General features: G+C 66.0%; 18 protein-coding genes, 1 tRNA gene and 2 pseudogenes. 8 read left to right on the forward strand and 13 right to left on the reverse strand.

The genetic code is table 11. The annotated features are described in order from the left end of the window. Together A5744_RS24975 and A5744_RS24380 are read left to right on the forward strand one after the other, a co-directional pair. Positions 1-318, forward strand: a pseudogene (locus A5744_RS24975) (protein kinase); the annotation flags it as partial. 159 nt (positions 319-477) lie between these two features. Beyond that, complete coding sequence (locus tag A5744_RS24380; RefSeq protein WP_139331284.1) at positions 478-1,404, forward strand: hypothetical protein; 927 nt, start codon at positions 478-480, stop codon at positions 1,402-1,404. 32 nt (positions 1,405-1,436) lie between these two features. Here the strand turns inward: A5744_RS24380 and A5744_RS08160 are convergent, their stop codons facing one another. From A5744_RS08160 to A5744_RS24625, 6 genes and pseudogenes are all read right to left on the reverse strand, one after another. Next, positions 1,437-2,654, reverse strand: a complete 1,218-nt coding sequence (locus A5744_RS08160; RefSeq protein WP_076059969.1) for a PPE domain-containing protein — start codon at positions 2,652-2,654, stop codon at positions 1,437-1,439. Between the two features lie 9 nt (positions 2,655-2,663). After that, positions 2,664-2,963, reverse strand: a complete 300-nt coding sequence (locus A5744_RS08165; RefSeq protein WP_240563000.1) for a PE family protein — start codon at positions 2,961-2,963, stop codon at positions 2,664-2,666. Between the two features lie 194 nt (positions 2,964-3,157). Next, complete coding sequence (eccCa, locus tag A5744_RS08170) at positions 3,158-7,240, reverse strand: type VII secretion protein EccCa (protein WP_076059970.1); 4,083 nt, start codon at positions 7,238-7,240, stop codon at positions 3,158-3,160. A 3-nt stretch (positions 7,241-7,243) separates the two neighbouring features. Then, positions 7,244-8,740, reverse strand: a complete 1,497-nt coding sequence (gene eccB / locus A5744_RS08175) for a type VII secretion protein EccB (protein WP_076060068.1) — start codon at positions 8,738-8,740, stop codon at positions 7,244-7,246. Between the two features lie 51 nt (positions 8,741-8,791). Beyond that, complete coding sequence (locus tag A5744_RS08180) at positions 8,792-9,109, reverse strand: DUF2710 family protein (protein ID WP_076059972.1); 318 nt, start codon at positions 9,107-9,109, stop codon at positions 8,792-8,794. 37 nt (positions 9,110-9,146) lie between these two features. After that, positions 9,147-9,803, reverse strand: a pseudogene (locus tag A5744_RS24625) (DUF5631 domain-containing protein); the annotation flags it as partial. 1,165 nt (positions 9,804-10,968) lie between these two features. Here A5744_RS24625 and A5744_RS24630 point away from each other — a divergent pair. Next, positions 10,969-11,112: a hypothetical protein gene (locus tag A5744_RS24630; RefSeq protein WP_170874449.1), complete on the forward strand. Its 144-nt coding sequence runs from the start codon at positions 10,969-10,971 to the stop codon at positions 11,110-11,112. An 8-nt stretch (positions 11,113-11,120) separates the two neighbouring features. Here the strand turns inward: A5744_RS24630 and A5744_RS08190 are convergent, their stop codons facing one another. The 6 genes from A5744_RS08190 to A5744_RS08215 form a co-directional block, all read right to left on the reverse strand. Continuing rightward, positions 11,121-11,432: a DUF2694 family protein gene (locus tag A5744_RS08190; protein ID WP_076059975.1), complete on the reverse strand. Its 312-nt coding sequence runs from the start codon at positions 11,430-11,432 to the stop codon at positions 11,121-11,123. Beyond that, positions 11,429-11,746 (reverse strand): ESX-1 secretion-associated protein, encoded by a 318-nt coding sequence (locus A5744_RS08195; RefSeq protein ID WP_076059977.1) that lies wholly within the window; start codon positions 11,744-11,746, stop codon positions 11,429-11,431. The genes A5744_RS08190 and A5744_RS08195 overlap by 4 nt, the downstream gene beginning before the upstream one ends. 51 nt (positions 11,747-11,797) lie before the next feature. Next, a complete protein-coding gene (locus tag A5744_RS08200; protein ID WP_076059979.1) occupies positions 11,798-13,228 on the reverse strand; it encodes a DUF4226 domain-containing protein in 1,431 nt (476 codons plus the stop codon). A gap of 135 nt (positions 13,229-13,363) precedes the next feature. Continuing rightward, positions 13,364-13,726, reverse strand: coding sequence for a DUF4226 domain-containing protein (locus tag A5744_RS08205; RefSeq protein WP_076059981.1), 363 nt, complete (start codon positions 13,724-13,726; stop codon positions 13,364-13,366). 48 nt (positions 13,727-13,774) lie between these two features. Continuing rightward, a complete protein-coding gene (locus A5744_RS08210) occupies positions 13,775-14,611 on the reverse strand; it encodes an NlpC/P60 family protein (RefSeq protein ID WP_139329733.1) in 837 nt (278 codons plus the stop codon). Further along, the gene (locus A5744_RS08215; protein ID WP_076060069.1) at positions 14,608-15,396 is read right to left on the reverse strand and encodes a helix-turn-helix transcriptional regulator; all 789 of its coding nucleotides are present in this window, start codon (positions 15,394-15,396) and stop codon (positions 14,608-14,610) included. The genes A5744_RS08210 and A5744_RS08215 overlap by 4 nt, the downstream gene beginning before the upstream one ends. 141 nt (positions 15,397-15,537) lie before the next feature. Between A5744_RS08215 and A5744_RS08220 the strand changes: the two genes are divergently transcribed. From A5744_RS08220 to A5744_RS08235, 4 genes are all read left to right on the forward strand, one after another. Beyond that, entirely contained in the window at positions 15,538-15,954 is a 417-nt protein-coding gene (locus tag A5744_RS08220; protein ID WP_076060071.1) for a WhiB family transcriptional regulator, read from the forward strand. Positions 15,955-16,015: 61 nt separating this feature from the next. Next, positions 16,016-17,398, forward strand: coding sequence for an acyl-CoA dehydrogenase family protein (locus A5744_RS08225; RefSeq protein WP_076059985.1), 1,383 nt, complete (start codon positions 16,016-16,018; stop codon positions 17,396-17,398). A 10-nt stretch (positions 17,399-17,408) separates the two neighbouring features. Beyond that, positions 17,409-18,377, forward strand: coding sequence for a pirin family protein (locus A5744_RS08230; RefSeq protein ID WP_076059986.1), 969 nt, complete (start codon positions 17,409-17,411; stop codon positions 18,375-18,377). Continuing rightward, positions 18,377-18,724, forward strand: coding sequence for a GNAT family N-acetyltransferase (locus A5744_RS08235; RefSeq protein WP_076059988.1), 348 nt, complete (start codon positions 18,377-18,379; stop codon positions 18,722-18,724). Before A5744_RS08230 ends, A5744_RS08235 begins: the two co-directional genes overlap by 1 nt. Before the next feature lie 299 nt (positions 18,725-19,023). Here A5744_RS08235 and A5744_RS08245 read toward each other — a convergent pair. Next, a tRNA-Leu gene (locus A5744_RS08245) sits at positions 19,024-19,106 on the reverse strand. Between the two features lie 242 nt (positions 19,107-19,348). Between A5744_RS08245 and A5744_RS08250 the strand changes: the two genes are divergently transcribed. Continuing rightward, the gene (locus tag A5744_RS08250; RefSeq protein ID WP_076059992.1) at positions 19,349-21,049 is read left to right on the forward strand and encodes a DUF3662 and FHA domain-containing protein; all 1,701 of its coding nucleotides are present in this window, start codon (positions 19,349-19,351) and stop codon (positions 21,047-21,049) included. The last annotated feature ends 9 nt before the right edge of the window (positions 21,050-21,058 follow it).

Here is a 21,058-nt window from a genome sequence, read left to right on the forward strand (position 1 = left end):
GGCTTGACCGCAACCAGTATGACCGTTGGTACGGCCGCTTACTCAGCGCCCGAACAGTTAATGGGCAACCACATCGATGGACGGGCCGATCAGTACGCCCTAGCCGCCACCGCGTATCACCTTCTCACTGGCACAACGCTTTTCCCTAGCGAAAATCCTGTCGCTATCATCAGTTCACACCTCACGAGCCCGCCCCCTAGAATCAGCGTCATCCGACCCGAATTGGCGGCCCTCGACGAGGTCCTTGCACTGGCTTTGGCGAAAAATCCGGGTGACCGATTCGCTCGCTGCACGGACTTCGCCGACGCGTTAGGTGAGCGCATCGACGCCCAAACGGGCGTTCGAGCCACTAACGCCGAGCTAACCCTGCCAGCGCGAGTTGGTTCGCCGGCCGCACAGCGATCACCCGCCCGACGCGGGCAACGCCGTACCCGAAAGCGGAGTAGACGGCTCCGTGCCGCGCTAAGCGTTTGCGCGGTGCTGCTTATCGCCGGGGCGGCAGCGATTGTGGTTCCCAAGATCAACTCCGCCGACGGCGGTCAGGTCGCAGAAGATGCTCGCCGAGACGCCCGCCTAGCGGCGCAGCGCTACTTAGAGGCGCTGGCGCAAGGCCAAGCCTCGGCGGCGCTAGGCTTGGCCGCATCCCAGCCAAGCTCTACCCAGTTCCTCACTGATGCGGTTTTGCAACATCAGATCGCCGGTGCGCCGATTACCGGCCTCATGGTGGACAGCGCAGACACCGACGGCGCGGCACCTCCCGACGCCCAACGGGTAATCATTGCAGCACAATTCGGCGATACTTTGTCACAAGCGAGCGTTTGGTTACGCAAGAAAGCGGACCAATGGCGCCTGGATAACTCAACTGCCTCCGTGCCGCTAGGACCCGCGGGTGTGCAGAACGAGTCGTTGAAAGCCGTTGCGGTCTGGGGTGTACCAACCAACGGAGTAAACCCGATCACCGTTTTTCCTGGAATACTTCAGTTTTCGTCGTCCAACCGGCTCGTGGATATCACCTCACCGCCCGTACCGGTGCTGCTTGATTCCCTGACCCCTGACGCGCCCGCTCCCACGGTACGGCTCACCGCGACCCTTAATGACGCAGGCCGGCAAAGCCTCAATGCCGCGATGGAGGCCCGAGTACGGCGTTGCTATGCCGGTGGACCTCCGGACCCGAATTGTCCGCATCAACGCGACTGGAGCCCCATGCCCGCTAGGCCGATATCGCCGACACCCGGCCGCTTTACCAACATGGCCTACAACTTCGATCCCTTGACTATGCAGGTTCACGTGACCGGAACAGGTTTCTGGACCTCCCAAACCCCTGACGACACCAAAAACTCCTTCAATTCCATCTGGGATGTCAGCAAGGACCCCCCTGTCTTTGTGCGCGGAGGCGCGGAGTGATGCCGGCCCGGCGCGGTCGCTGAGTAGGTGAACTACGCGTCCTGCGGATCGGTCCGGTCGCCGCCGACCACGACGCGGGCTCGCGTCACGGCGGCTTCCTTGTCCGATTCGCCTCCGGCACCACGGGCCAGCATGCCAGCCGGCGACATCGGCATCGCGCTACCGCCCATCCCGGTTGAGGCGGTGGGACCGCGCACATCGGCGGCGTTCAGCACGCCCGCACGCAAGCTGGTCGGCCTGCCTCCGGTCTCCGGCTCGAAACTGCTCGTGGGCCGCGTGTAGCTGGTGAGTGCGGCACCCGGGAGCCCGCCGACTCCACTGCCGATGCCGCCCACGCCCGCGGCGCCAGCCCCGCCCGCGCCGCCGGCACCGGCCAGCACGGGTTCCGCAAGCGCACCGGCCGAAGCGGCATTCGGCGCCCCAGCCGCCGAGAACAGCCCCGTCATCGATGACATGAGCCCCTGCGGCATGCTGCCGAAGCTTTGAACCGCCTCCATCGGCGCTTTGAACGCATCCTGCAGCGGCTGCATCAACCCGGACACCATCGACATGGGCTGCTGCATGAGCGAACTCATCGAGCTGCCCGCTTCGGCCGGCGCCGAGCCCGCCTGCCCCGCGGTCTGACCGGTCTGATTCGCTGCCTGTACAGCGTCGTTCATACCGGTCTGCGCCGCCGCTTGGGCGACCGACTCGGCCGCCGCCGCCGGGGCGGCCGGCGACGCCCCCATTGGCGCGAGGGGCGGCGGGACGGCCAATGCGGCGGTCAACACGCTCAGCGCAGCGGAATACGCCCAGCCCACGCTCGAATTGTGCGGCCAGTGATGCCCGTGATACTCCGCGTTTCGTTCGAGGATTCCCGGAGTGTTCTGGCCGAAAAAGTTCGTGGCGGTCAACACCTCTGTTTCCCTGCGGTTGGTTATCGGTATCACCGACGGGATCACCGAGGACCGGGCGATCGTAAAGGCCTCCACGGCGGACTGCGTGATGCCGATCTTGTGCGCCGTCCAGCCCACGAGTGTGTGCAATCCGGCGTTGAGCCCGGTGTTCGTCACCAACGAGGCAAGGGCGCCGACACCCTGCCAGCTCGCGGCCGTGGCCATCGCGTTGACAGTGGAAAGGCCTGCGGCGAGTTCTTTGTTTGTGGTCTCGGTGAGCCAGACCGCGTTGTTGGCGACCACCGACGCCGGGTTGCCCGCCTCGAAGATCAGCGCCACCAGCTCGGGAGGGCCGTTGAACCTAGGGTCGGCCATATTGGCTGTTTAGAGCTGTAGCGCGTCGATCGCGTCAACCGCGGGGCCGACGGCGCCAGCCAGGCCTTGCGCGCCTGAGAAACCGGCCCGCTGCGCGACATGCTCGCCCGCGGTGGTCAGGTAGGCCGCGCCGGCGGCGTTGAGCGCCGCCGCGAACTCCGCGGAATCGGCATCCGGGGCCATCGGCGTCACCCCGGTGAGCGCGGCAGCGCCGGCAGCGGTCGTGGCAGCCATCTCCTCGCTGATGCCGGCCTCCGCCGCCGACGACAAGTTGACGGCACCCGGAACCATTTCATACAGTCCGCTCATTTTTTTGCCTCCGTGCTCTCATTGCCCGGTTCACCCGTAGGGGTCATACCCCCTACGTTCGAGCTTCCCACCAGGTAAGTTGTGTCCGCTGAAAATCGGCGGAATTGCCTGATTCTAAGGTGGCCGCAGGTGGGTGTCGACTCACCCTCGCTACGGCATTTACTGGAGCGACCGACCGCCCCGTTCGGATCACGCTATTCCGGGACTCCTACCAGCACTCCCTCCATCGCCCCGTCCGTCGTGACCAGCAGGCCACGTCCGGGGGGAAGTTGCTGGGCGCTGACCCGGCCGAACACTTTGACCGCCGCCGGATCGTTGTCCATGAACAAGGTGGGTGCTCGCGAACTGGTCAGCTTCTGCAGGAACGGATTGGTCACCGAGATCCCGGCCCAGTTGCCTGGCAGGCGCGAGGCGATCACGTGCAGCCCGATCTCCCGGCTGCGCTCGATCAATCCCCACAAGGGCGCCGTCGCCGCGTTCTTTCCGATGATTCCGTGCGGACGCAGCTCCTGCTCGTCGTCGATCAGGACGAAGTGGTGCGGACCCTCCCACGTGCTGCGGCTGAGCAACTCCTCCTGGCTCAGACCCGACGGAGGCAGGCGATCGCGCATGATCGCGGCCAACCCCTCTATCACCTCGTCGACGTCCTCAGCCGTGTAGGCATAGGCGCGCACGTGCGGGCCGCGGATCTTGCCGATGAGCGACGTCTTGGGATCGATGATGGTGATCTGTGCCTGCTCGGGATCGAACCGGCTCATGATCGCCTGGCCGAACGCCGCCAACGTGGTGGTCTTCCCGCACAGCTGCCGGCCCAAGACGAGCATGTTCGGCACCGTTCGCGCCGGCAAAACCACTGGCTGCAAAGCGCTTTCGCCGATCGCGAAGGGGATGTTGAGCGGATCGGCCGCCTCGGCGGTACCCGCGAACGCGCCGATAATCTGGCCGAGCTCAACCCGCTCCGGAAGTCGCGCCAACCTCTCCAGCCTGCCCGCACCCGTCACTTCGGCAATGACCGCGCCCATCGCGCGCGTCGCAATTCGCTCGCCGGTGGCCGACGTGAGTTCCGGCATCCCGACGAGCAACTCGTGTCCCTGCCGGGTGACGCCGAAGCCGGGCCGGTCCAGGGTGTTGCGGGCCGCCTTCCTGCGCTCGAAGCCCTCGCCCATCTGCGTCTCGTCGGGGTTGCTCAACCGCAGCTGGATCCGCGCGTTCGACACGTTGACCAGCCCCTGCTTTTGCCCCACCAGCCACGCCGTGGCGCTGGTCATGACGTGGACGCCGTAGGACAGGCCCTGGCGAGCGATCGCGATGAGACGGTCGCCGATTGAGGGATCCTTCTCGTAGAGGTCGCTGAAGTTGTCGACGACTAGGAACACATCGCCGAACTTGTCGTCCGGATCGGTGCCGGCTCCCGCCGCGTCCGTGCCGAATCGTCGCTCCCGAAATTCGGAGATGTCGATTTGGTACTGCTTGAACGACGCCTCGCGGGCCAGGATCAATCCCTCGATCGAAGCGATGGTCCGCGACACGCCCTCGGTGTCCGTCTGACTGACGACAGACGCCACGTGCGGCAGGTCTTCGACCGGGTAAAGCGACGCCCCGATGCCGAAGAACGTGACCCGTTCGGGCCGATACATCAGCGCCGCCGAGGCCATCAACGTCATCAGCGTGGTGGACTTGCCGCGCTGAGCCGTCGCGACCACCATGACGTTGTCCATCTCGGCGTCGATGACGTGGACCCGTTGATCGTGCTCTTCGGGAATGTCCACAATGCCGACCGGGAACACCAGTCCGGGGTTCTCGCCGTAGTCGACATGCCATGGCTTACCGCGCCAGCGCGCCACGAGCGCATCGATTGGCTCACTGACTTCCAAAGGCGGAAGCCAGATTTGGTGCGGCGGACGTGCCGGGTGGGAGGTCAGCGACTCCCGGATGATGTCGACGAGCTTCTTCTTGCGGAATCCGTCGGCGTGGAAAAGGAACTCGTCGGGCTCCTCGGGCTCGTCGGCGACGGCTAGTGCTGCGCTGTCCGCCTCGCTGAGCGGCTGGTACGCCCAGGTAAGGGCACGCGGTTGGGAAAAGCTAACGTCCACAGTCTTGTTCACGTTGACCACCCGCTTGGGCACCACGAATGGTGCCGACACGTAGAAGCACCGGAACTGCTCCAGGTCGCGTGGTCCTACCTTGAGCAGGGCGTACCCGTTTTCTTTCGACGGAAGATGCAGCGCCGCGTCGCTACCGATCACGTCACGGGAATCTTCCGCGGTCTCGGCGCGCAGCGCTACACGGAAGGCGATGTTGCTCTTGGCTTTACTCAGCGACGACAGATCCAATCGCTGACCGCCGAGCGTGAAGAAGACGTTACAGCCGCGGCCCTCCTGGCCGATGTGGATGACCAGATCGATCCACTCGGGATGATGAATGAACAACTCGAGGTACTCATCGATGATCACCAACAGGATCGGGACCGGCTCGAGGTCCCGGCCGGCGAGCCGCATCTCCTCGTACTCGTTGGCGTCACGCGCACCGGCTTCCTTGAAAAGCCGGTAACGCCTTGCGATTTCGCCGTTGATCGCCTTGCGCATCCGCTCGGCCAGGTGACGGTCATCCTTGCCGAGGTTGGACAACGAGCCCGCCACGTGCGGAAAGCCCTGCAGGTCCTGGGCCGCCGACTCGAACTTCATGTCGACGAAGATCACGATGAACGTTTCCGGCGAATGCGTCAGCGCAATCCCGCTGCACAGGGACAGGAAGTACTCCGACTTCCCCGAGCCTGACGTTCCGATCACGACGGAGTGAAACCCGAAGCCACCAAAGTCCTTGGCGCGCAGGATGACATATTGCAGCTCGCCGCCCTGCTTGACACCGACGGGCACCATCGCCCACTTGTGGTCGCCGCGGCCACGGCTCTCGGCCCACAGCCTGTCGACGTCCAACTCGCGCGGATCGCTGATGCCCAGCGCCCGCAGCAATTCGCCGCCCTGGCTGTCGGTCTCCGACAATTCCCCGGCGGTCATTGGAGACCAGCGGGCGAGCGCGCGTGCGTACCGATTGGCGGTGCTCTCCGCGAGCATGTCCGCGACCGCATAGAAGGTGCCGCGGTGCGTGAGCCTGCCCTCGTGCAGCCCGAAACGTTCGCTGTCGTCAGTGAACCCGACGCCGACGCCCGGCCGCGTCGCCAGCCGCAACACGGTGATGCCGGCCATGCCCTTCTGCCCGGTCACACCTTCCCACTGCTCGGGCGTGCCGACGTTGTCGTCGACGATCACCCAGTGTGGGCCTAGCGCGAGCCCAGGCGCCGACTCCATCGGCGACGGCATTGACGTGGGGCTGGTTCCGACCGGTGGCGCCCACGGGCCGCGGCCCTTGCGGTGCAGCTCGGAGTCGAGCGCCTCTTCCAGTTCGGTCGGTGACGCGAACACCAACCGGCGCAGCCCGCACGCGTCGAACATCTCATCGTGCTGGTTGTGGGGGAGCCACACAATCCACGACCACTGCTCGGGATGACGGGTGACGACCATCAGCTTGAGATCGTTCGGGCCGTGATAGACGGCCAGGGAGCACAGGATTGCGCGGGCAAAACTATGCAGTTCGCCCGGATCGTCGCCGATGAAGCTGAATCCGGGTTTCGCCCGCAGGCTCAGCACCTTGCCGATCCCGCGAATTTTGCTCTGCTCGAGGATGAAATCCCTTAGCGCGCCGCCGGTTACCGGTTCGAGCTCTTCCCCGACGGGCACGTCCGGCCACTGCAGTGACACCGCCGATTCGCTGGCTTGCTGCACACCGATGCCCAGGCGGACGTCGAGGAAATCCGAGTCCGCTACGCGGCGTTCCCACATCCGTGGACCACCGATGACGGTGTCCAGTTTCTGCGGATCACCGTGCACGAAAAGTTGGCTGCGTCGCTGTTCCTGAGCGGCGCGCTGGACTTCCTCGCGGTCTTCGTCGAGTTGGCGTAGATAGCTGCGGCGCGCCTTTTCCTGTTCACCCCAACTGATTCGGCGACCGCGGCCGAAGCGCCCGCTGAACATCAGTGTCCCGAAGCCGACCAGACCGATCATCGGGAAGAACCCTGACTGCAACGATCGAATCCCCGAGGCGTACATCACCACGAGCGTGCCGATGATCCCAACCAGCAGGGCGGGCAGCGCGATCATCAGCAGGATGTTGCGCGGCTCCCGCTCGGGCAGCGCCAGCGGCGCGGCGACCGCGACCCGGACGGGCGGAACACTCGGTGGCGGCTTGCGCCTGCCCCGGACGAAACCCCGTTTGGACATTGCTTAACCCCCGCTTGCCTGATCGTTGGAATCGGGAATGGGCGCCACGGCTCCGCCTCCGGACACTGCATCGCGCGACACCAAGGCGGCATCGCGACTGATCGCCGGCCCGGGCGCGAACGTACGCACTATCGGCCAGGGCGCTTGCACGGCCAAGCGTGGATCCATCCCCAGTGCCTTCAGTGTCCGCTGATCCGATTGGATCCCGTACCGAACACCTTGCGGTGAAAGCCAGTACAGGCTTTCCCGGGTGTCGGAGGTGCTGACGCCGCTTGTCGTCGTGACGAAGTTTGCCGCGCCCGGCAGCATCAATGTCTGTTGTGCCTCAGGTGAATTGGGATCACGGTCGTCGCGGACCAGATGCACAATTCGATCATCCATACCGATCGAGACCGGCAAACCCCGCCCGCTGAAGACGGTGATCCTGGCCTGCGGGTCGCCGGGCTGCTTCTCCCAGCCGACGCATGTCACCGGATTGGCCGAGGTGTCGATGAATTCCATCTTTCCCGACGGGTAGTAGTCGACGTCGAGCACGTCGACCACCGGTATCTGGATCAGCTTGTCCGGTCCGATCAGGATCGGTGTCGTCGAACCCTCCGAATTGGCGGTCCGCAACAAGTCCGCGACGAAACTGGTGATCTTTTGGACGCCGGTCGGCAACAGCACATAGAAGCCGTTGACGGTGCCGCTGGCGTCACGGGTTTCCAGGACGCTGCCCACCGGGGAACCAGGCAGCCACCGCGACGGTGTGCCCTGGCCCGGAATCGCCGGTAACACAAGGGGTTCCGTTGAGGGCATCGCATCGAAAAGCGCGTTCGAGATTTCGATCGGATACGTCACGCCGGGGTCAAGACCGAGGTTGAACGTCACCGATCGGTCGGTCGGGTCGATGCGGGACCGCTGGCCTCTCCAGATCACGTAGGTCGCGCCCTTGTGGGTCGCGAGGATGGCTTGCGTCGGGCCCATGGCCGCCGACCGCCCGAACGGCGCGAGCTGGCCGGCGATTGACGTCACCACCGGAGCGGTTCCGCTGCCTCGAGTGGCCGCGGTGTCGCACACCGACCAAGCAGATACGGCGCTCGCCGTGATGGGCAGGCTGTCCGGCGCGCCGGGAATGCCGATGATCGGGCCCGTCGGGTACTTCGCGATCTCGCTCGCCTTGACCCAGGTGGGCGCACTCGCGTTGCCGATCGCGAGCCGCGCGGACGTCAGATTGAGGGCGGGGTAGAGGCGTCCGTTGATCTTCGCGTAGACCGCGCCGGTGTCACGGTCGCCGATGATGGCGGACTGGCCAACCAAACCCGCGGGCTTCATGACATGAAGGAGCGCCATCCAGCCGAGGCCGATGAGGACGAGCACGATCGACAGCGCCACCGCCGCTTGCTGTTTGCGATCGTCGTGCTTCATCCGCACTGAGAACCTGGTGATCGCGGCACGCAATCGCCGGTTGTAAAACAGGTGCCCCGAATTCTGGTCCCGGTTGGACAGATTGAGTGGCACGGTCATTCTCCTTTCGGCCGTCGACGCGGATCTGCTGCGTCGACACCGACGTCACTGCAACTGGCCCCCATATCTTTCCCGGTTCTCGGTTTCCGCCTCTTCGCGGAGAGCCGCGATCGCGAGGTTCAACCTGTCGGCCAATTCTCCGTGGGCGTAGCCGGTCATCACGCCCGGATGCAGAGTCAACTCGAGCAATCGGCCGTCGGAGTTTGCAACGGCGCGGATATCGCCCAAGTCCACGCTGTACGTGACTGTCTCGGCCTGCGCGACAAGCGCTTCCCACTTGTCGGCAGCCTCGCTCAGGTCACGCAAAACCGATTCGACGAGATCCTTGTCGCTCAGATTCGCGCGACTGCCCGATCCCGACACGTTGACAGTATCGTCGACCCCTCCAACCAGCGTCAATTCATGATTTGGGGGCGGTTGTCCACTGACTCGCGGGTGGGGCGTCGAGCTTCTGAAACCAGGCGAAGTGATAGTTCGCCGACACCGCGTCCCGCGCGACGAGGCTTTCGGTCGCGGCCAACAACAAACAGTTGAGCAACAGCGCGGGTGCGATATCCGGATACTGGCCCAGGAGCTGGTAGCGGGCGGTGTCGAGGTGCACGCGCAGCAGGTCGACTTCTTCTTCTACGACGCCGGTACCCGCCGCGGCGGCCTTGGCCAACGTGTGCACCAACCGCGGCAACCCGTCGCGCCAATGCGTAGCCCGACCCAGTTCCCATCCCAGATCGTCGACCGGCGGCAGCTCGCGGGGCTGCACCGAGGATTCCGTCGCGGCGACGTCGTCATGGCGGCCAATGAAATCGCCCGGGGTGTAGGTCGCCGTCCGAGTCGCCTCGTCGAGCAGAGCGGAGACTTTGCCGCGGCGACGCCGGGGCTCCAACAACCGAACGCCTGCCGGAAGCGCGATGCCCGACGGAATCCAGCCGTGCGCGAGGTCGGTGACCAAAAGCGTCGCCCCGTCCGCGAGATCGCCGACTGCCCAGTTCAACTGTGGTTCTTGGTGAACGACGAACGCGAGGAGCCGCTGCAATCGTTCGTCGTCGGATTCGGCCACGGCGGGGGCCTCGACGGTCGCCGGGGCCTCCACGGCCTCTGGCGCCTCCGTCTCCGCGGGCTCCACGATCCGCAGCTCCGCGGTCTCTGCCGCCACGGGCTCCGGCTCCGCTTCGCGTGGCGCCTCCGGCTCCTCCGCCGCCTCCGCGACGTCCGGTTCCACTGCTTCTGGCTCCACAATCTGCAGCTCTGTGGTTTCAGCCTCACGGGCCTCCGGCGCAACCGCGTCCGGCTCGGGAGCCTCGAGCGCGATGGCCTCCATGACCTGGGTGGCGTCCTCGGGCTCCGGCGCCGCCTCGGCCTCGGCGGCCTCCGCGGCTTCAGTCTCCGTGGCCTCGTCGGCCGCCGCCGCCTGCGGAACCTCCGTCGCCTCCGGCACCTCCGCGGCTTGCGGCACCTCCAGGGTCTCCGTGACGTCCGGAACCTCCTGGGTCGTCGACTCCGGCGTAATAACGGTCGTCGCGGCGTCGTCATCGTCGGGCGCCCGATGCCGAGCCGCCGAAACCTGAGGTTCGGCGCGATCGTCGGCTGGCGGAGCAGCTGCTACCGGGGGAGCGGCGGGCGCCTCGTGGCGGTCGCCCTCGGCGGGCTGCGGCGGCGCCGGTTCGGCACCCGCGGGGGCGGCAACGGCGGGCTCCACATCCCTAACGGCCGGTATGACTTGCGTCTCGTGGACGTCTCGCCGGGCGACACGTTGTCTGACCTGCGGGCGCCGGTGGCCTGCGAGCATCTCGGCCCGCATCGCGCGCACATGACGCAGCGTCGATTCGACTCGGCGCTGGGCGTGAGCACGAGCTTCGTCGATGACTCGCGCCTCTTCCGCCTCCCGCGCGGAATCGGTCATATCGGCCCGCTTGATGACTTTGAGCTCGTCGTTCGCGGTACGGGTAATCCGCTGCAGGTCAGCCCTGAGATAGTCTGCGAGCGCGGCGGTTTCGCCGGTGATCGTCGACAGTTCGGCAGGCCAAAGCCCGCCTGTCACCCAAGGGGTGCAGTCGATCTGAGAGCTGAAGGCCGGAATCTCCAATGATTCCCGGGTAGCTCTCCGGAGGCGCTGGCGCGCTGCTATCCGACCGAAGATGGCCACGGGCCAAGCCTACCGGCATTCGGCAGATCGTTTATTCCGAAGGTGAATTGTGCAGATCCGAGGGCCTGAGTACCGTGAGGGCATGGCTGATTCTGCGCTGCAGCAGCAACTCGACGAAGTCCGCGCTCTGCTGGGCCGCGCGCGAGAGTTGTTCGGCGCCAACCCCATCGAGCCGCCGACCGACATCGCTCCCGACCCCGACATCGTCAAAACCTGGGTTATCTAACTGCCGGCCTAACCCGCGTCATCCCGGCGGCGCAGCTTGTGCGCCAACAATTTCTCAATCGCCGCATCGAGATCGTGCGGAGTAGGCACGGCCGTGGACGGCGTATGCCCGGCGGCCACGATCTCGTCGCGAACTTCCAGCAGCGCTTTCAGGCACGACACGTCGGCGGTCAAAAGGATGCCCTTTGCCAAGGTTTGGGCGTCGGTATCCATTGCCTCTTCGCTCAACGCGACGCTGTGCATATATCCGCCGCGGCAAGAGCGGACAAGGATGTGTCCGCTGGGGTGAACCGTGTCGAAAGCGGGATTGGCGTCGGTCATCGACCGCCGTCGACTATGCCGCCGAGCTTTCCGGCCGCATCTTCCTCGTGCTGGTCCCAGACCGCCGCCGAGGTATTCAGTTTGTGCGCCATGTCAGCGTGATCGTTGGCCTGCTGCTCGTAGCACTGGCGCCTGAGCTCGAGCAGCTCGCGTCCTGCATCGCGCAATTCGCTGAAGATGGGCCCCAGCGAGTCCAGGCTCTCCTGGATCGCGGGGTGGGATGACGGAACAGTGCGCAAGTACTCGGAGGTGTCCTGATGATGCGCGGCGGCATCGCGCAAATGTGCGGGCACCACATGGATTCGATCTGCCATCCGCTGTCTCCTCTTCATGCGCCGCCGGTAAGAGCGGCGAGATCACTATTGTCAGGTAGTCGCCGTCCCCGCCGGGCGGGTGGGTGCCGGTGTGTCGGTCGTAGCCGGCGCGGTCGCGGCCGCCACCGGCGGATGCTCCCAGCCTAGAAAGCTCGGCCCGCTTACGGAGGCGATGTGCTGAATCTGCCCGTCGAGGAGGGCTTTATCGTGGCCCAGCGCGAGCGCGTGGCGATCGGTGAACATGCCGATATCACCCGGTGCGAGCTGCAGCGGCTCGATCGGGTTGGTCACCGCCGTTCCCGGTGGGGGAATGGTCATTCCTTGCTGGTGGAATGCATCCGCAATCGACGCGCCGCCAACCGCGGCCTTGATCGCCGCGGCCAGCTGCGGGCTGGCCGCCGTCACCGTCTCGCCATTGGGCAGGGTGACCGTTGTAGGGCCCGCGGGCTGCGGATCGCGTTCATCCGTTGACGCGTCGCCCTTATCGTCGTCGGCTTCCTCGCTGGGGTCGCGATGGGTCGGATCGGACTCTTCCGACGCCAGCAACCCGTTGTCGTCCAGATCCCGCGACACCGGATCGCTCGACTCTTGCGAGCCGGCAAGCGGTAACCCACCCGGGCCACTCCAACCGGCCAGCGGGCTGGTCGTGCCCAGACCGGGCAGCGAACCCGCGCCGAAGTTGGGAATGCTCGGCGGGACCGGCGCCGAGGGCATCGCGGGCGCGGCGGAGCCCGGTGTCGAATACGGATCCGATGAATCCTCGGCCAGCGGGCCGGGATCGTCGGCCAACAGTGAATCCAACAGTGGATCCCATCCCGCAACATCCGCGGACTGTTCGGTAGCGCCGCGCACGGGTGCACTTGTGGGGGCGCCGGACACCGGCCGGCTGTCGCCGGGGTTGCTCGGCCCACCCTTGGAAGCGTCGTACAACGATGTCCATGCGGCCATCAGCGCTGACTTCGACGTGTCATCGAGGCTCGCATTCGCGACCACGGCCCGAATGTCTCTGAGCTTGCCGATGAGAAACCGCTGAAAATCCCGCGCTCCCGCCGGGGTGTCCAGATCGGATCGCGTCTGCACGGCCGCTTCGGTCTCGTGCTGCAATTTGGTCAGCGCGTCCCTGCCCTCGACGGTCATCAGGTGTGCATTCATGATGGCCGAAACCACTTGCAGGTCCAGCTGCGAGCTTGCCGAATTCTGGTGTGCTAGAGCGACTTCGGCGTCCGCTATGGCTTCGGCGGCGGCACCCTGCTGTCGATCCGACGCCGCCGGCGCTGCGCCCGCGAGCGTCCTCACGTCAAACAGGTCGGGGTGTTGTTGCCGGATCTTGAGCAGGATCGCATCGAGTTCTTCCGATCGCGTGGTGGGCGTGACCACGGCAGTCAACTCGGTTCGCGTCAATCCGGTCTGCCAGGCGTTGGGATCGCCGGTGCGGTCGCGCACACGTTTGACGGTGGCGAGCAGTTCGTCATAGGTCGACATCTGCTAGGCGAACAGCGCTGCGCCCCAGTGCGGGCGGTGTCGCGTCCCCTCCATGCCGGGTGACAGTACTCAGGCACGAACTCGCCGACAATTCACCACGGCGGGCCTGTGCATGAACGGATCGCGCGAATCGGGCTAGCCCCTAGAGGCGGCGTACTGTGCCCGTAATCCTTCCAAGACAGCAGTTTTCGCGCGATCGAGCTCGTGAGCGTCTGCCACGATCGCCACGATCTCGCGTTGCTTGGCGACCAGAAACCGCTGAAACTCACGGGCGCCCATCGGGGTATCGACGGCGAGGTGGTCCTGATCCGGGGCGGCGCGTTCGATTTCGTCGGCGATCGCGTCAAGCCGCCGCAGACCCTCCCGGATCGCGGCGTGGGCGCTGGCAAGGACTTCCGTGAGCACGCGGTCGGCCTCAGCGACCGTGCCGTGTTGGTCCACCAGTGCTGCCTGACGTGCCTGAATGGCGGCTACCGAGGGTCCGGATTGTTCCGACATGCGTTCAACCTATTCATCTGCCCAGGTGAATCTGGGTGGTCTTGGTTCTCATATCGGTCGGCGGATCTGAACGTTACTGCCCAATGGGCTGATCCGTACCGAGGCACCCGAGTAGGGCGCCTCGACAACCAGGTTGTTGCCGATGGCCAGCTGTACGTGTCCAGCGTGCGGGAAGACGAGGTCACCCGGCCGGACTTGCGATCGGGGCACGGGGATACCGTCGTTGATCTGCTGGTATGTAGTGCGGTCCAGGTGAATCCCCGCTTGCGCGTACGCCCATTGGACCAACCCCGAGCAGTCGAACTGGTTGGGACCCGTCGCGCCCCAGACATAGGGCCGGCCCAGTCGCGACAAGGCGGCGCGCACCGCGATTCCGGCGCGGCCGCTTGGCGACGGCAGCCGCAGGCCGGCCAACCCCGGACCGCGGTGGTGCAGCGTTCGGTATCGCAACGCCCGCAGTGCCAGCGAATGCCGTCGCGCCCGCAAGCGGGCCGACAGTATGTGCGCCCGTTGGGCACGCAGGCGGGCGGCACTGCGCCGCATCGCCTCACGCTGGGCCATCGGGGTGATAGGGGTGGTCGCGGCGTCCGCGCGAGCCTCGTCGAGAACACTCTTGGTGAGCTCGCGGGCCTGTGCCCGATCCTGGTGTGCACTCGCGATGACGCCTGACGCCGCGGCATCCGTGCGCCCCGCCGCCAGCAATGCTTCCCTGCTGCGATCGGCCAAAGCCTGGTAATCAGCTTGGGCCACACCACTATTCAGCTCGGCACTGCGCAACAGCAATCTCCCGTAATCGCCGGGTGTGGCGTCCAGCGTCGCGCGCCGAGTGGCACCGGTAAACATCTGGTGCGCACGACTCAATACCTCGATATCACTTCCGATCACAGTTCCCCCTCACCCGTGTCCTGGTCGGTCGCGCCCTGGTCCGTCGGCTCGACCGCGTCGGCGAAAGCGCGAACGCGGGGGAGTGCTCCGGCCGGGATGACCCCGCGGTTGCGGATGTCCCACATCTCGTCGCTGCCGACACCGAGCAATGCCGCGATGATCGGCTCCGGTAGCGACGACTGCGCGCATGCCCGATCGAACCGCGCACTCAAGCTGGCCGGCATGCGTTCCAGCAGAGCGCTGCGCGTCTCCTCGAGCGACTGGATGTGCCTCATGAGCCGATCCGTCGAATCGGCTCCGGCGTTCACGGCGACCCGCCATGAGCTGGCGGCCAGCATCTCTGCCTTCACGCATTGCGCGATCACAGAGAGAATATACGTCTCATATTCGTTTGATGTCGTCGCCGGCAGCCGATCGATGACAGATTTGAGGGCGTCGAGCTGCGCTTCGGCGTAACCTTCCAGCACTTCGGTGTCGCTGTGACGGTCGACGACGACCGCGCCGGCCGGCCGCGCGGACATGGTTTCGGGCGGCTGCGCCGCGATCAGCCGGGCCAGCTCGGCATCCGGATCGGCGGCCACCAGCAACCGCGAGTAGGTCCCGGGCGGCAAGCCGAGCCCATTTTCAACCTTCTGAACTGTGCTTTTGTGCGGCTTGCGAGCGCCGCGCTCGAGATAGCTCAGTCCCATAACGCTCACGCCGGTCGCGGCGGCGAGCTCCGCTAGCGACCAATCGCGCGACTCGCGCAACGCGCGGATGGCGGCACCGGCCGATTCACGGCTCACCACAGGCTCCGGCCATAGGCCGGATATTACACAGACCAGCTCCATCGACGTTGTATATATGTTTTTGTCACGTTTCTCTTGCGCGCGGCCCGCATACGTGTATACGCTTTCGTCTACGTTTCACCGGACAAGGAGACCGACATGGGACATCCCTGCGCAGCCAACCCGGAACTTTGGTTCGGCTACCCCGACGATGACGGTGGTGACGGCGCGGCAAAGGCGCGCGCTTACGAGCAGTCGGCCACCGAGGCGCGGCTCCAATGCCTGCGCCGCTGCCCGCTGGCCCAGCAGCGGCAATGCGCACAGCACGCCATCGCACACCGCGAGGAATACGGTGTGTGGGCCGGCGTGAAACTGCCGGGTGGGCAATACCGCAAGCGCGACCAGCTCGCCCGCGCCCACGAGGTTCTCCGGCGTATCGCCGCCGGAGAGATCAATTCCCGACAGCTGCCCGAAAACGCGGCGCTGCTGGCCCGCCGCGAACACGATGTCGTTGCGGTGCCCGCGGTGGTGGTGCACCTACCGCTCGCGCAAGTCGGCCCCCGTACGGCCGCCTGACAGCTGCAATGTTTGGGCGGTCAGCCGTTTGCTGACCCGGCCGACCGGGTAGAGCGCATCCATGACGTTCGACCTGACTCCGACGGCGGCGCAACACGATCTGGCCCGGCGCACCCACGAGTTCGCCGAAGAAGTGATCCGTCCGGTCGCACTCGACTACGACCAACGACAGGAGTTTCCGTGGCCGGTGCTGGAGGAGGCCGCCCGGCGCGGCTTCTACAGCCCCTTGTTCTACCGCGACTTGATCGGTGATTCGACCGGCGTCTCCTTGCCGATGTTCATGGAGGAGCTGTTTTGGGGCTGCGCGGGGATCGGCTTGGCGATCGTCATGCCGGCGCTGGCGTTGTCGGCGATCGGCCAAGCCGCTTCCCCCGAGCAGATGTTGCAATGGGCGCCCGAATGTTTCGGTACACCGGGCGATCTCAAACTCGCGGCGCTGGCGATCTCCGAACCCGAAGGCGGCAGCGACGTGCGCAACCTGCGCACCCATGCTCGCCGCGACGGAGACGACTGGGTTATCGACGGCCACAAAATGTGGATCGGCAATGGCGGCATCGCCAACGTGCACGTGGTCAATGCGGTAGTCGACGAGGAACTCGGTCACCGCGGTCAGGCGCTGTTCGTGATCCCGGGCGGTACCCCCGGACTGAAAATGGTGCGAAAGCTCGACAAGCTCGGCTGTCGGGCCTCCCACACCGCCGAGTTGATGTTGGAGGACGTCCGGATTCCCGGCGACAACCTCCTTGGCGGGCAAGACAAGCTCGAACACAAGCTCGCCAAGGCGCGCGAAGCGGTGGCGGGCGGAGAACGTTCCGGCTCGGCGACTTTGGGCACCTTCGAACAGACGCGCCCGATGGTCGCCGCCCAGGCAATCGGGATCGCGCGCGCCGCATTGGAGTACGCGACGTCCTACGCCACCGAACGAGAGGCGTTCGGCGGACCCATCATCGACAACCAGGGCATCGCATTCCCCCTGGCCGACCTTGCCACCCAGATCGACGCCGCCCGGCTGCTGACGTGGCGTGCCTCGTGGATGGCGGCCAACAATGTCCCCTTCGAGCGGGGCGAGGGTTCGATGTCGAAACTCGCCGCCAGCGAAGTGGCGGTCAAGGCCACTGAACGCGCCATCCAAGTCTTGGGCGGCTGGGGCTATATCACCGACCATCCGGTGGAGAAGTGGTATCGAGATGCCAAGCTGTACACCATCTTTGAAGGCACCAGCGAGATTCAACGGATGGTCATTTCGAACGCGTTGGGCGCGGCCGTGGGGACGCCGCCGCTGCATGTGGTGATAGAGCCGTCCGGGGGACCGCTGAACCGGGTCTTCGGTCGGGGCGCGCCATTGCGATCTCGCGCCGCCGGGGCCGCATTGTCGATGCAGGATCGGATTCCGGAACCGGTCATGCGGCTCGCCATGAAGGTGCTGCGACCGCCGGGCCGATAATCGGTGAACGATGAGCAACCTCGAGACCGCGCCGACCGAAGTAGCTTGCAGCGCTTCACGGGTCGCGGGCATCGAGGTGCTGCATCCACGAGAAGTTCCGCTGGGCGGGCCTAGGGCGATCCGGGTACAGCGAACCCTGCCGCAACGGCAACGCTCGCTGATCGGCGCGTGGTGTTTCATCGACCACTACGGACCCGTGCGGGCGAGCATGGACGTGCCGCCACACCCGCACACGGGACTACAGACCGTGAGTTGGTTGTTCAGCGGGGAAGTGGAGCACCGCGACAGTGCCGGCGTGCACGCCATGGTCCGCCCCGGCGAGCTCAACCTGATGACGGCGGGAGCGGGCATCTGCCATTCCGAAGTATCGGTGGACACCGGCGCCGCCTTGCATGGCGCACAGCTCTGGGTGGCACTTCCCGACTCAACTCGCGACACCGGACGCGATTTCGCCCACCATGCGCCCCCGCCGATATCGCTGCCCGGCGCGGTAGCACGCGTTTTTCTCGGGGAGCTCGCCGGCAGCCGTTCGCCCGTGCCCACCTTCACGCCGCTACTCGGCGCACAGCTCGACCTCGATTCGAACACCCGGCTGGACCTGGACGTCGACCCGGCCTTCGAGCACGGCGTGCTGTGCGACGTCGGTGCCGTGCAGCTCGGCGGCACCGCTCTGGGGGTGGCCGACCTCGGATATCAAGGCGCCGGGAGCTCGACGCTGCGGCTGCAGAACACGGGGGACGGACCCACGCGGGTGCTGCTGCTGGGCGGGACGCCCTTCACCGAGGAGCTGGTGATGTGGTGGAACTTCGTCGGGCGCAGTCACGACGACATCGTCAGCTATCGCCATCAGTGGCAGGACGGCGACGAGCGCTTCGGCGCTGTCGACGGCTACCGGGGCTCGGTCACCCACCTGCCGGCGCCGCCCCTGCCGACCGCGCGGCTGCGGCCGCGACCCACACCGGAGAGAAAGGATCCCTAATGACTACAGACAAGACCGGTGCACCGACCACCGTCACCGCGGGACACCAGACCTACACAATCGCCGTCGAAGGGCGGACCGTCGGCCATGCCGACTATGCGGACCGCGGCGATCAGCGCGTTTTCCACCACACGGTCGTCGATCCCGAATTCGGCGGGCGGGGGCTGGCGACCATCCTGGTCGAGAAGGCGCTCAACGCCGCCCGCGACGAAGGCAAACGCATTGTTCCGGTGTGCTCGATGGTTCAAACGGTGCTCAAGAAGCATCCCGAATTCGGCGACATCACCGACCCGGTCACCGCCGAGGTCAAGGGCTGGGCAATGACGCAGCCGCATGATCCGCGTTGACATGGCGCTGCTGATTCTCAAGGTTGCGCTGATCGCCTTTGTCGTCGGAGGCACCGTCGCTCTGATCACACGAGGCGTTAGGCGCTCGCGAGCGAATAGGTTGGATCCACGCTGGAAGGGGGACCGCACCCAACCCGGCTACGAGGCATCCGCGTTAGGGGCGATGCCGAACACGCCGCTTCCCGAATGGGTCAATTGGGATGACGAGGACGACGACCCAGTCACGCGCTCCCAAAAGTGAGGCAGTGCAACACATGTGCGGGCCGCGGGCCTAACAGGCCGCGGTGCGAACCGCTCGGTGGGCGAAGGGGGACTTGAACCCCCACGTCCCGAAGGACACTGGCACCTGAAGCCAGCGCGTCTGCCATTCCGCCACTCGCCCGGGGAAACAACCGAAGGACCATACCACTGTAGTGGCCGCGTGCCCCAGCCGCTCGCGCGGGACCGGGAGCCTTCGCGACCGGGCGCAGCCCGCGCTGAGCTGGCGTGATGCGATTCTCAGAGTTCTCACGGTGCCGCAGCATCGAGGTGTCCCGATACCATGCTTGAGTGATGCGACATGCGGGCGAGGCGTTTGCCTTGCGCCGCCGATATGCCGAGACAAGTGCGGGCGAGCGCTGAAACATGAGTAGCCACAAAGGGCTCGTTGCGCGGATCGAGCGCAAACTCGAGGCGACCGTCGGCGATGCGTTTGCCCGAGTGTTCGGGGGATCGATAGTTCCGCAGGAGGTCGAGGCCCTATTGCGCCGCGAAGCCGAAGACGGCGTGCGGCCACTTCAGGGCAATCGTTTTTTGGCCCCCAACGAATACATCATTACCCTCGGTATGCACGACTTCGAGAAGGTGCGCGCGGATCCCGATCTCACGTCGAGCGTTTTCGCTAGGTACTTGGCTGACTATATCTATGAACAGGGGTGGCAAACGTATGGTGAGGTTGTGGTTCGGTTCGAGCAGTCACCGAACCTGCACACCGGCCAGTTCCGCGCCCGCGGTGCTGTCAACCCCGATGTCGAGCCCCGCCCGGCGGACAACGACCCCGCCCGGCCACAATCAAATCAGGCGTTCAGCGCAGAACCAGGAGTACCACCAATGACTGACAACTCGAGCTACCGCGGCGGTCAGGGGCAGGGGCGGCCCGGCGACGACTACTACGACGAGCGCTACGCGCGTCCCCAAGACGATCAGCGCGGCGGCCAGGACCCGCAGGGCGGGGCCGACCCACGAGGTGGATATCCGCCGGAGCAGGGCGGCTACCCGCCCCAAGGTGGCTACCCGCCGCCTCGCCACCCCGAGCAGGGCGGTTACCAAGACCAGCGCGGCGGATACCCCGACCAGGGCGGTTACCAAGACCAGCGCGGCGGATACCCCGACCAGGGTGGCTACCAAGATCAGCGCGGCGGATACCCCGATCACGGCGGTTACCCCGATCAGCGCGGCGGATACCCGGACCAGGGCCGCGGCTACCCAGACCAGAGCCAGGGTGGCCCCCCGCCGTCGTACGAGCAGCGCCCCCCGGCGCCTGGCGGCGGCTACGGCGGCGGCCCAGGCTACGACCAGGGCTACCGCCAGGGTGGTGGCTACGGACCTCCCGGCGGCGGTCAGCCCGCAGGCGGCCAGCCGGGCTACGGCGGCTACAGCGAATACGGCCGCGGGCCGGTTCGTCAGGACGACGCCGGCTACGCACCGCAAGGCGCGCCCGAACAGCCTCGACCGCCTTACCCCGATCAGGGCGCCGGCTACGACCAGGGTTACCAGCAAGGTGGTGGCCAGGGATACGGGCAGCAGGAATACGCCCAGCCGGAGTACGGCCAGCAAGAGTACGGCCAGCAGGACTACGGGCAGGGCGACTACACCCAGTACGCCGAACACATTCCGGGCGGGGGCGGCGGGTACGCCCCTCCCGCCGGCGGATACGCCGAACCGCCGTCGCGCGACTACGAGTACGGACAGTCAGCCGACTACGGCCAGGCCGCCGATTACGGTCAACCCGCGGGCGGAGGCTACGGCGGTTACGCGGGGGGCGGCTACGGCGCTGCCGGGACTTCGGTCACCCTGCAGCTCGACGACGGCAGCGGTCGGACATATCAGCTGCGCGAAGGCGCCAACATCGTGGGCCGCGGACAGGACGCGCAGTTCCGGTTGCCCGACACCGGTGTGTCGCGCCGTCATCTTGAAATCCGCTGGGATGGACACGTGGCCCTGCTGACCGACCTCAATTCCACAAACGGCACGACCGTCAACAACGCGCCGGTACAGGAGTGGCAGTTGGCCGATGGCGACGTCATCCGTTTGGGCCACTCGGAGATCATCGTTCGGATCCACTGATCGCAGCGG

This window comes from Mycobacterium sp. IS-1264, assembly GCF_001954195.1.
Taxonomy (GTDB): domain Bacteria; phylum Actinomycetota; class Actinomycetes; order Mycobacteriales; family Mycobacteriaceae; genus Mycobacterium.

Coding starts and splice junctions, on each gene's coding strand:
- A5744_RS08160 (WP_076059969.1), bottom strand. CDS start 2,654: ATGGCCGACCCTAGGTTCAACGGCCCTCCCGAGCTGGTGGCGCTGATC.
- A5744_RS08165 (WP_240563000.1), bottom strand. CDS start 2,963: ATGAGCGGACTGTATGAAATGGTTCCGGGTGCCGTCAACTTGTCGTCG.
- eccCa (WP_076059970.1), bottom strand. CDS start 7,240: ATGTCCAAACGGGGTTTCGTCCGGGGCAGGCGCAAGCCGCCACCGAGT.
- A5744_RS24630 (WP_170874449.1), top strand. CDS start 10,969: ATGGCTGATTCTGCGCTGCAGCAGCAACTCGACGAAGTCCGCGCTCTG.
- A5744_RS08190 (WP_076059975.1), bottom strand. CDS start 11,432: ATGACCGACGCCAATCCCGCTTTCGACACGGTTCACCCCAGCGGACAC.
- A5744_RS08195 (WP_076059977.1), bottom strand. CDS start 11,746: ATGGCAGATCGAATCCATGTGGTGCCCGCACATTTGCGCGATGCCGCC.
- A5744_RS08200 (WP_076059979.1), bottom strand. CDS start 13,228: ATGTCGACCTATGACGAACTGCTCGCCACCGTCAAACGTGTGCGCGAC.
- A5744_RS08205 (WP_076059981.1), bottom strand. CDS start 13,726: ATGTCGGAACAATCCGGACCCTCGGTAGCCGCCATTCAGGCACGTCAG.
- A5744_RS08220 (WP_076060071.1), top strand. CDS start 15,538: ATGGGACATCCCTGCGCAGCCAACCCGGAACTTTGGTTCGGCTACCCC.
- A5744_RS08225 (WP_076059985.1), top strand. CDS start 16,016: ATGACGTTCGACCTGACTCCGACGGCGGCGCAACACGATCTGGCCCGG.
- A5744_RS08230 (WP_076059986.1), top strand. CDS start 17,409: ATGAGCAACCTCGAGACCGCGCCGACCGAAGTAGCTTGCAGCGCTTCA.
- A5744_RS08235 (WP_076059988.1), top strand. CDS start 18,377: ATGACTACAGACAAGACCGGTGCACCGACCACCGTCACCGCGGGACAC.
- A5744_RS08250 (WP_076059992.1), top strand. CDS start 19,349: ATGAGTAGCCACAAAGGGCTCGTTGCGCGGATCGAGCGCAAACTCGAG.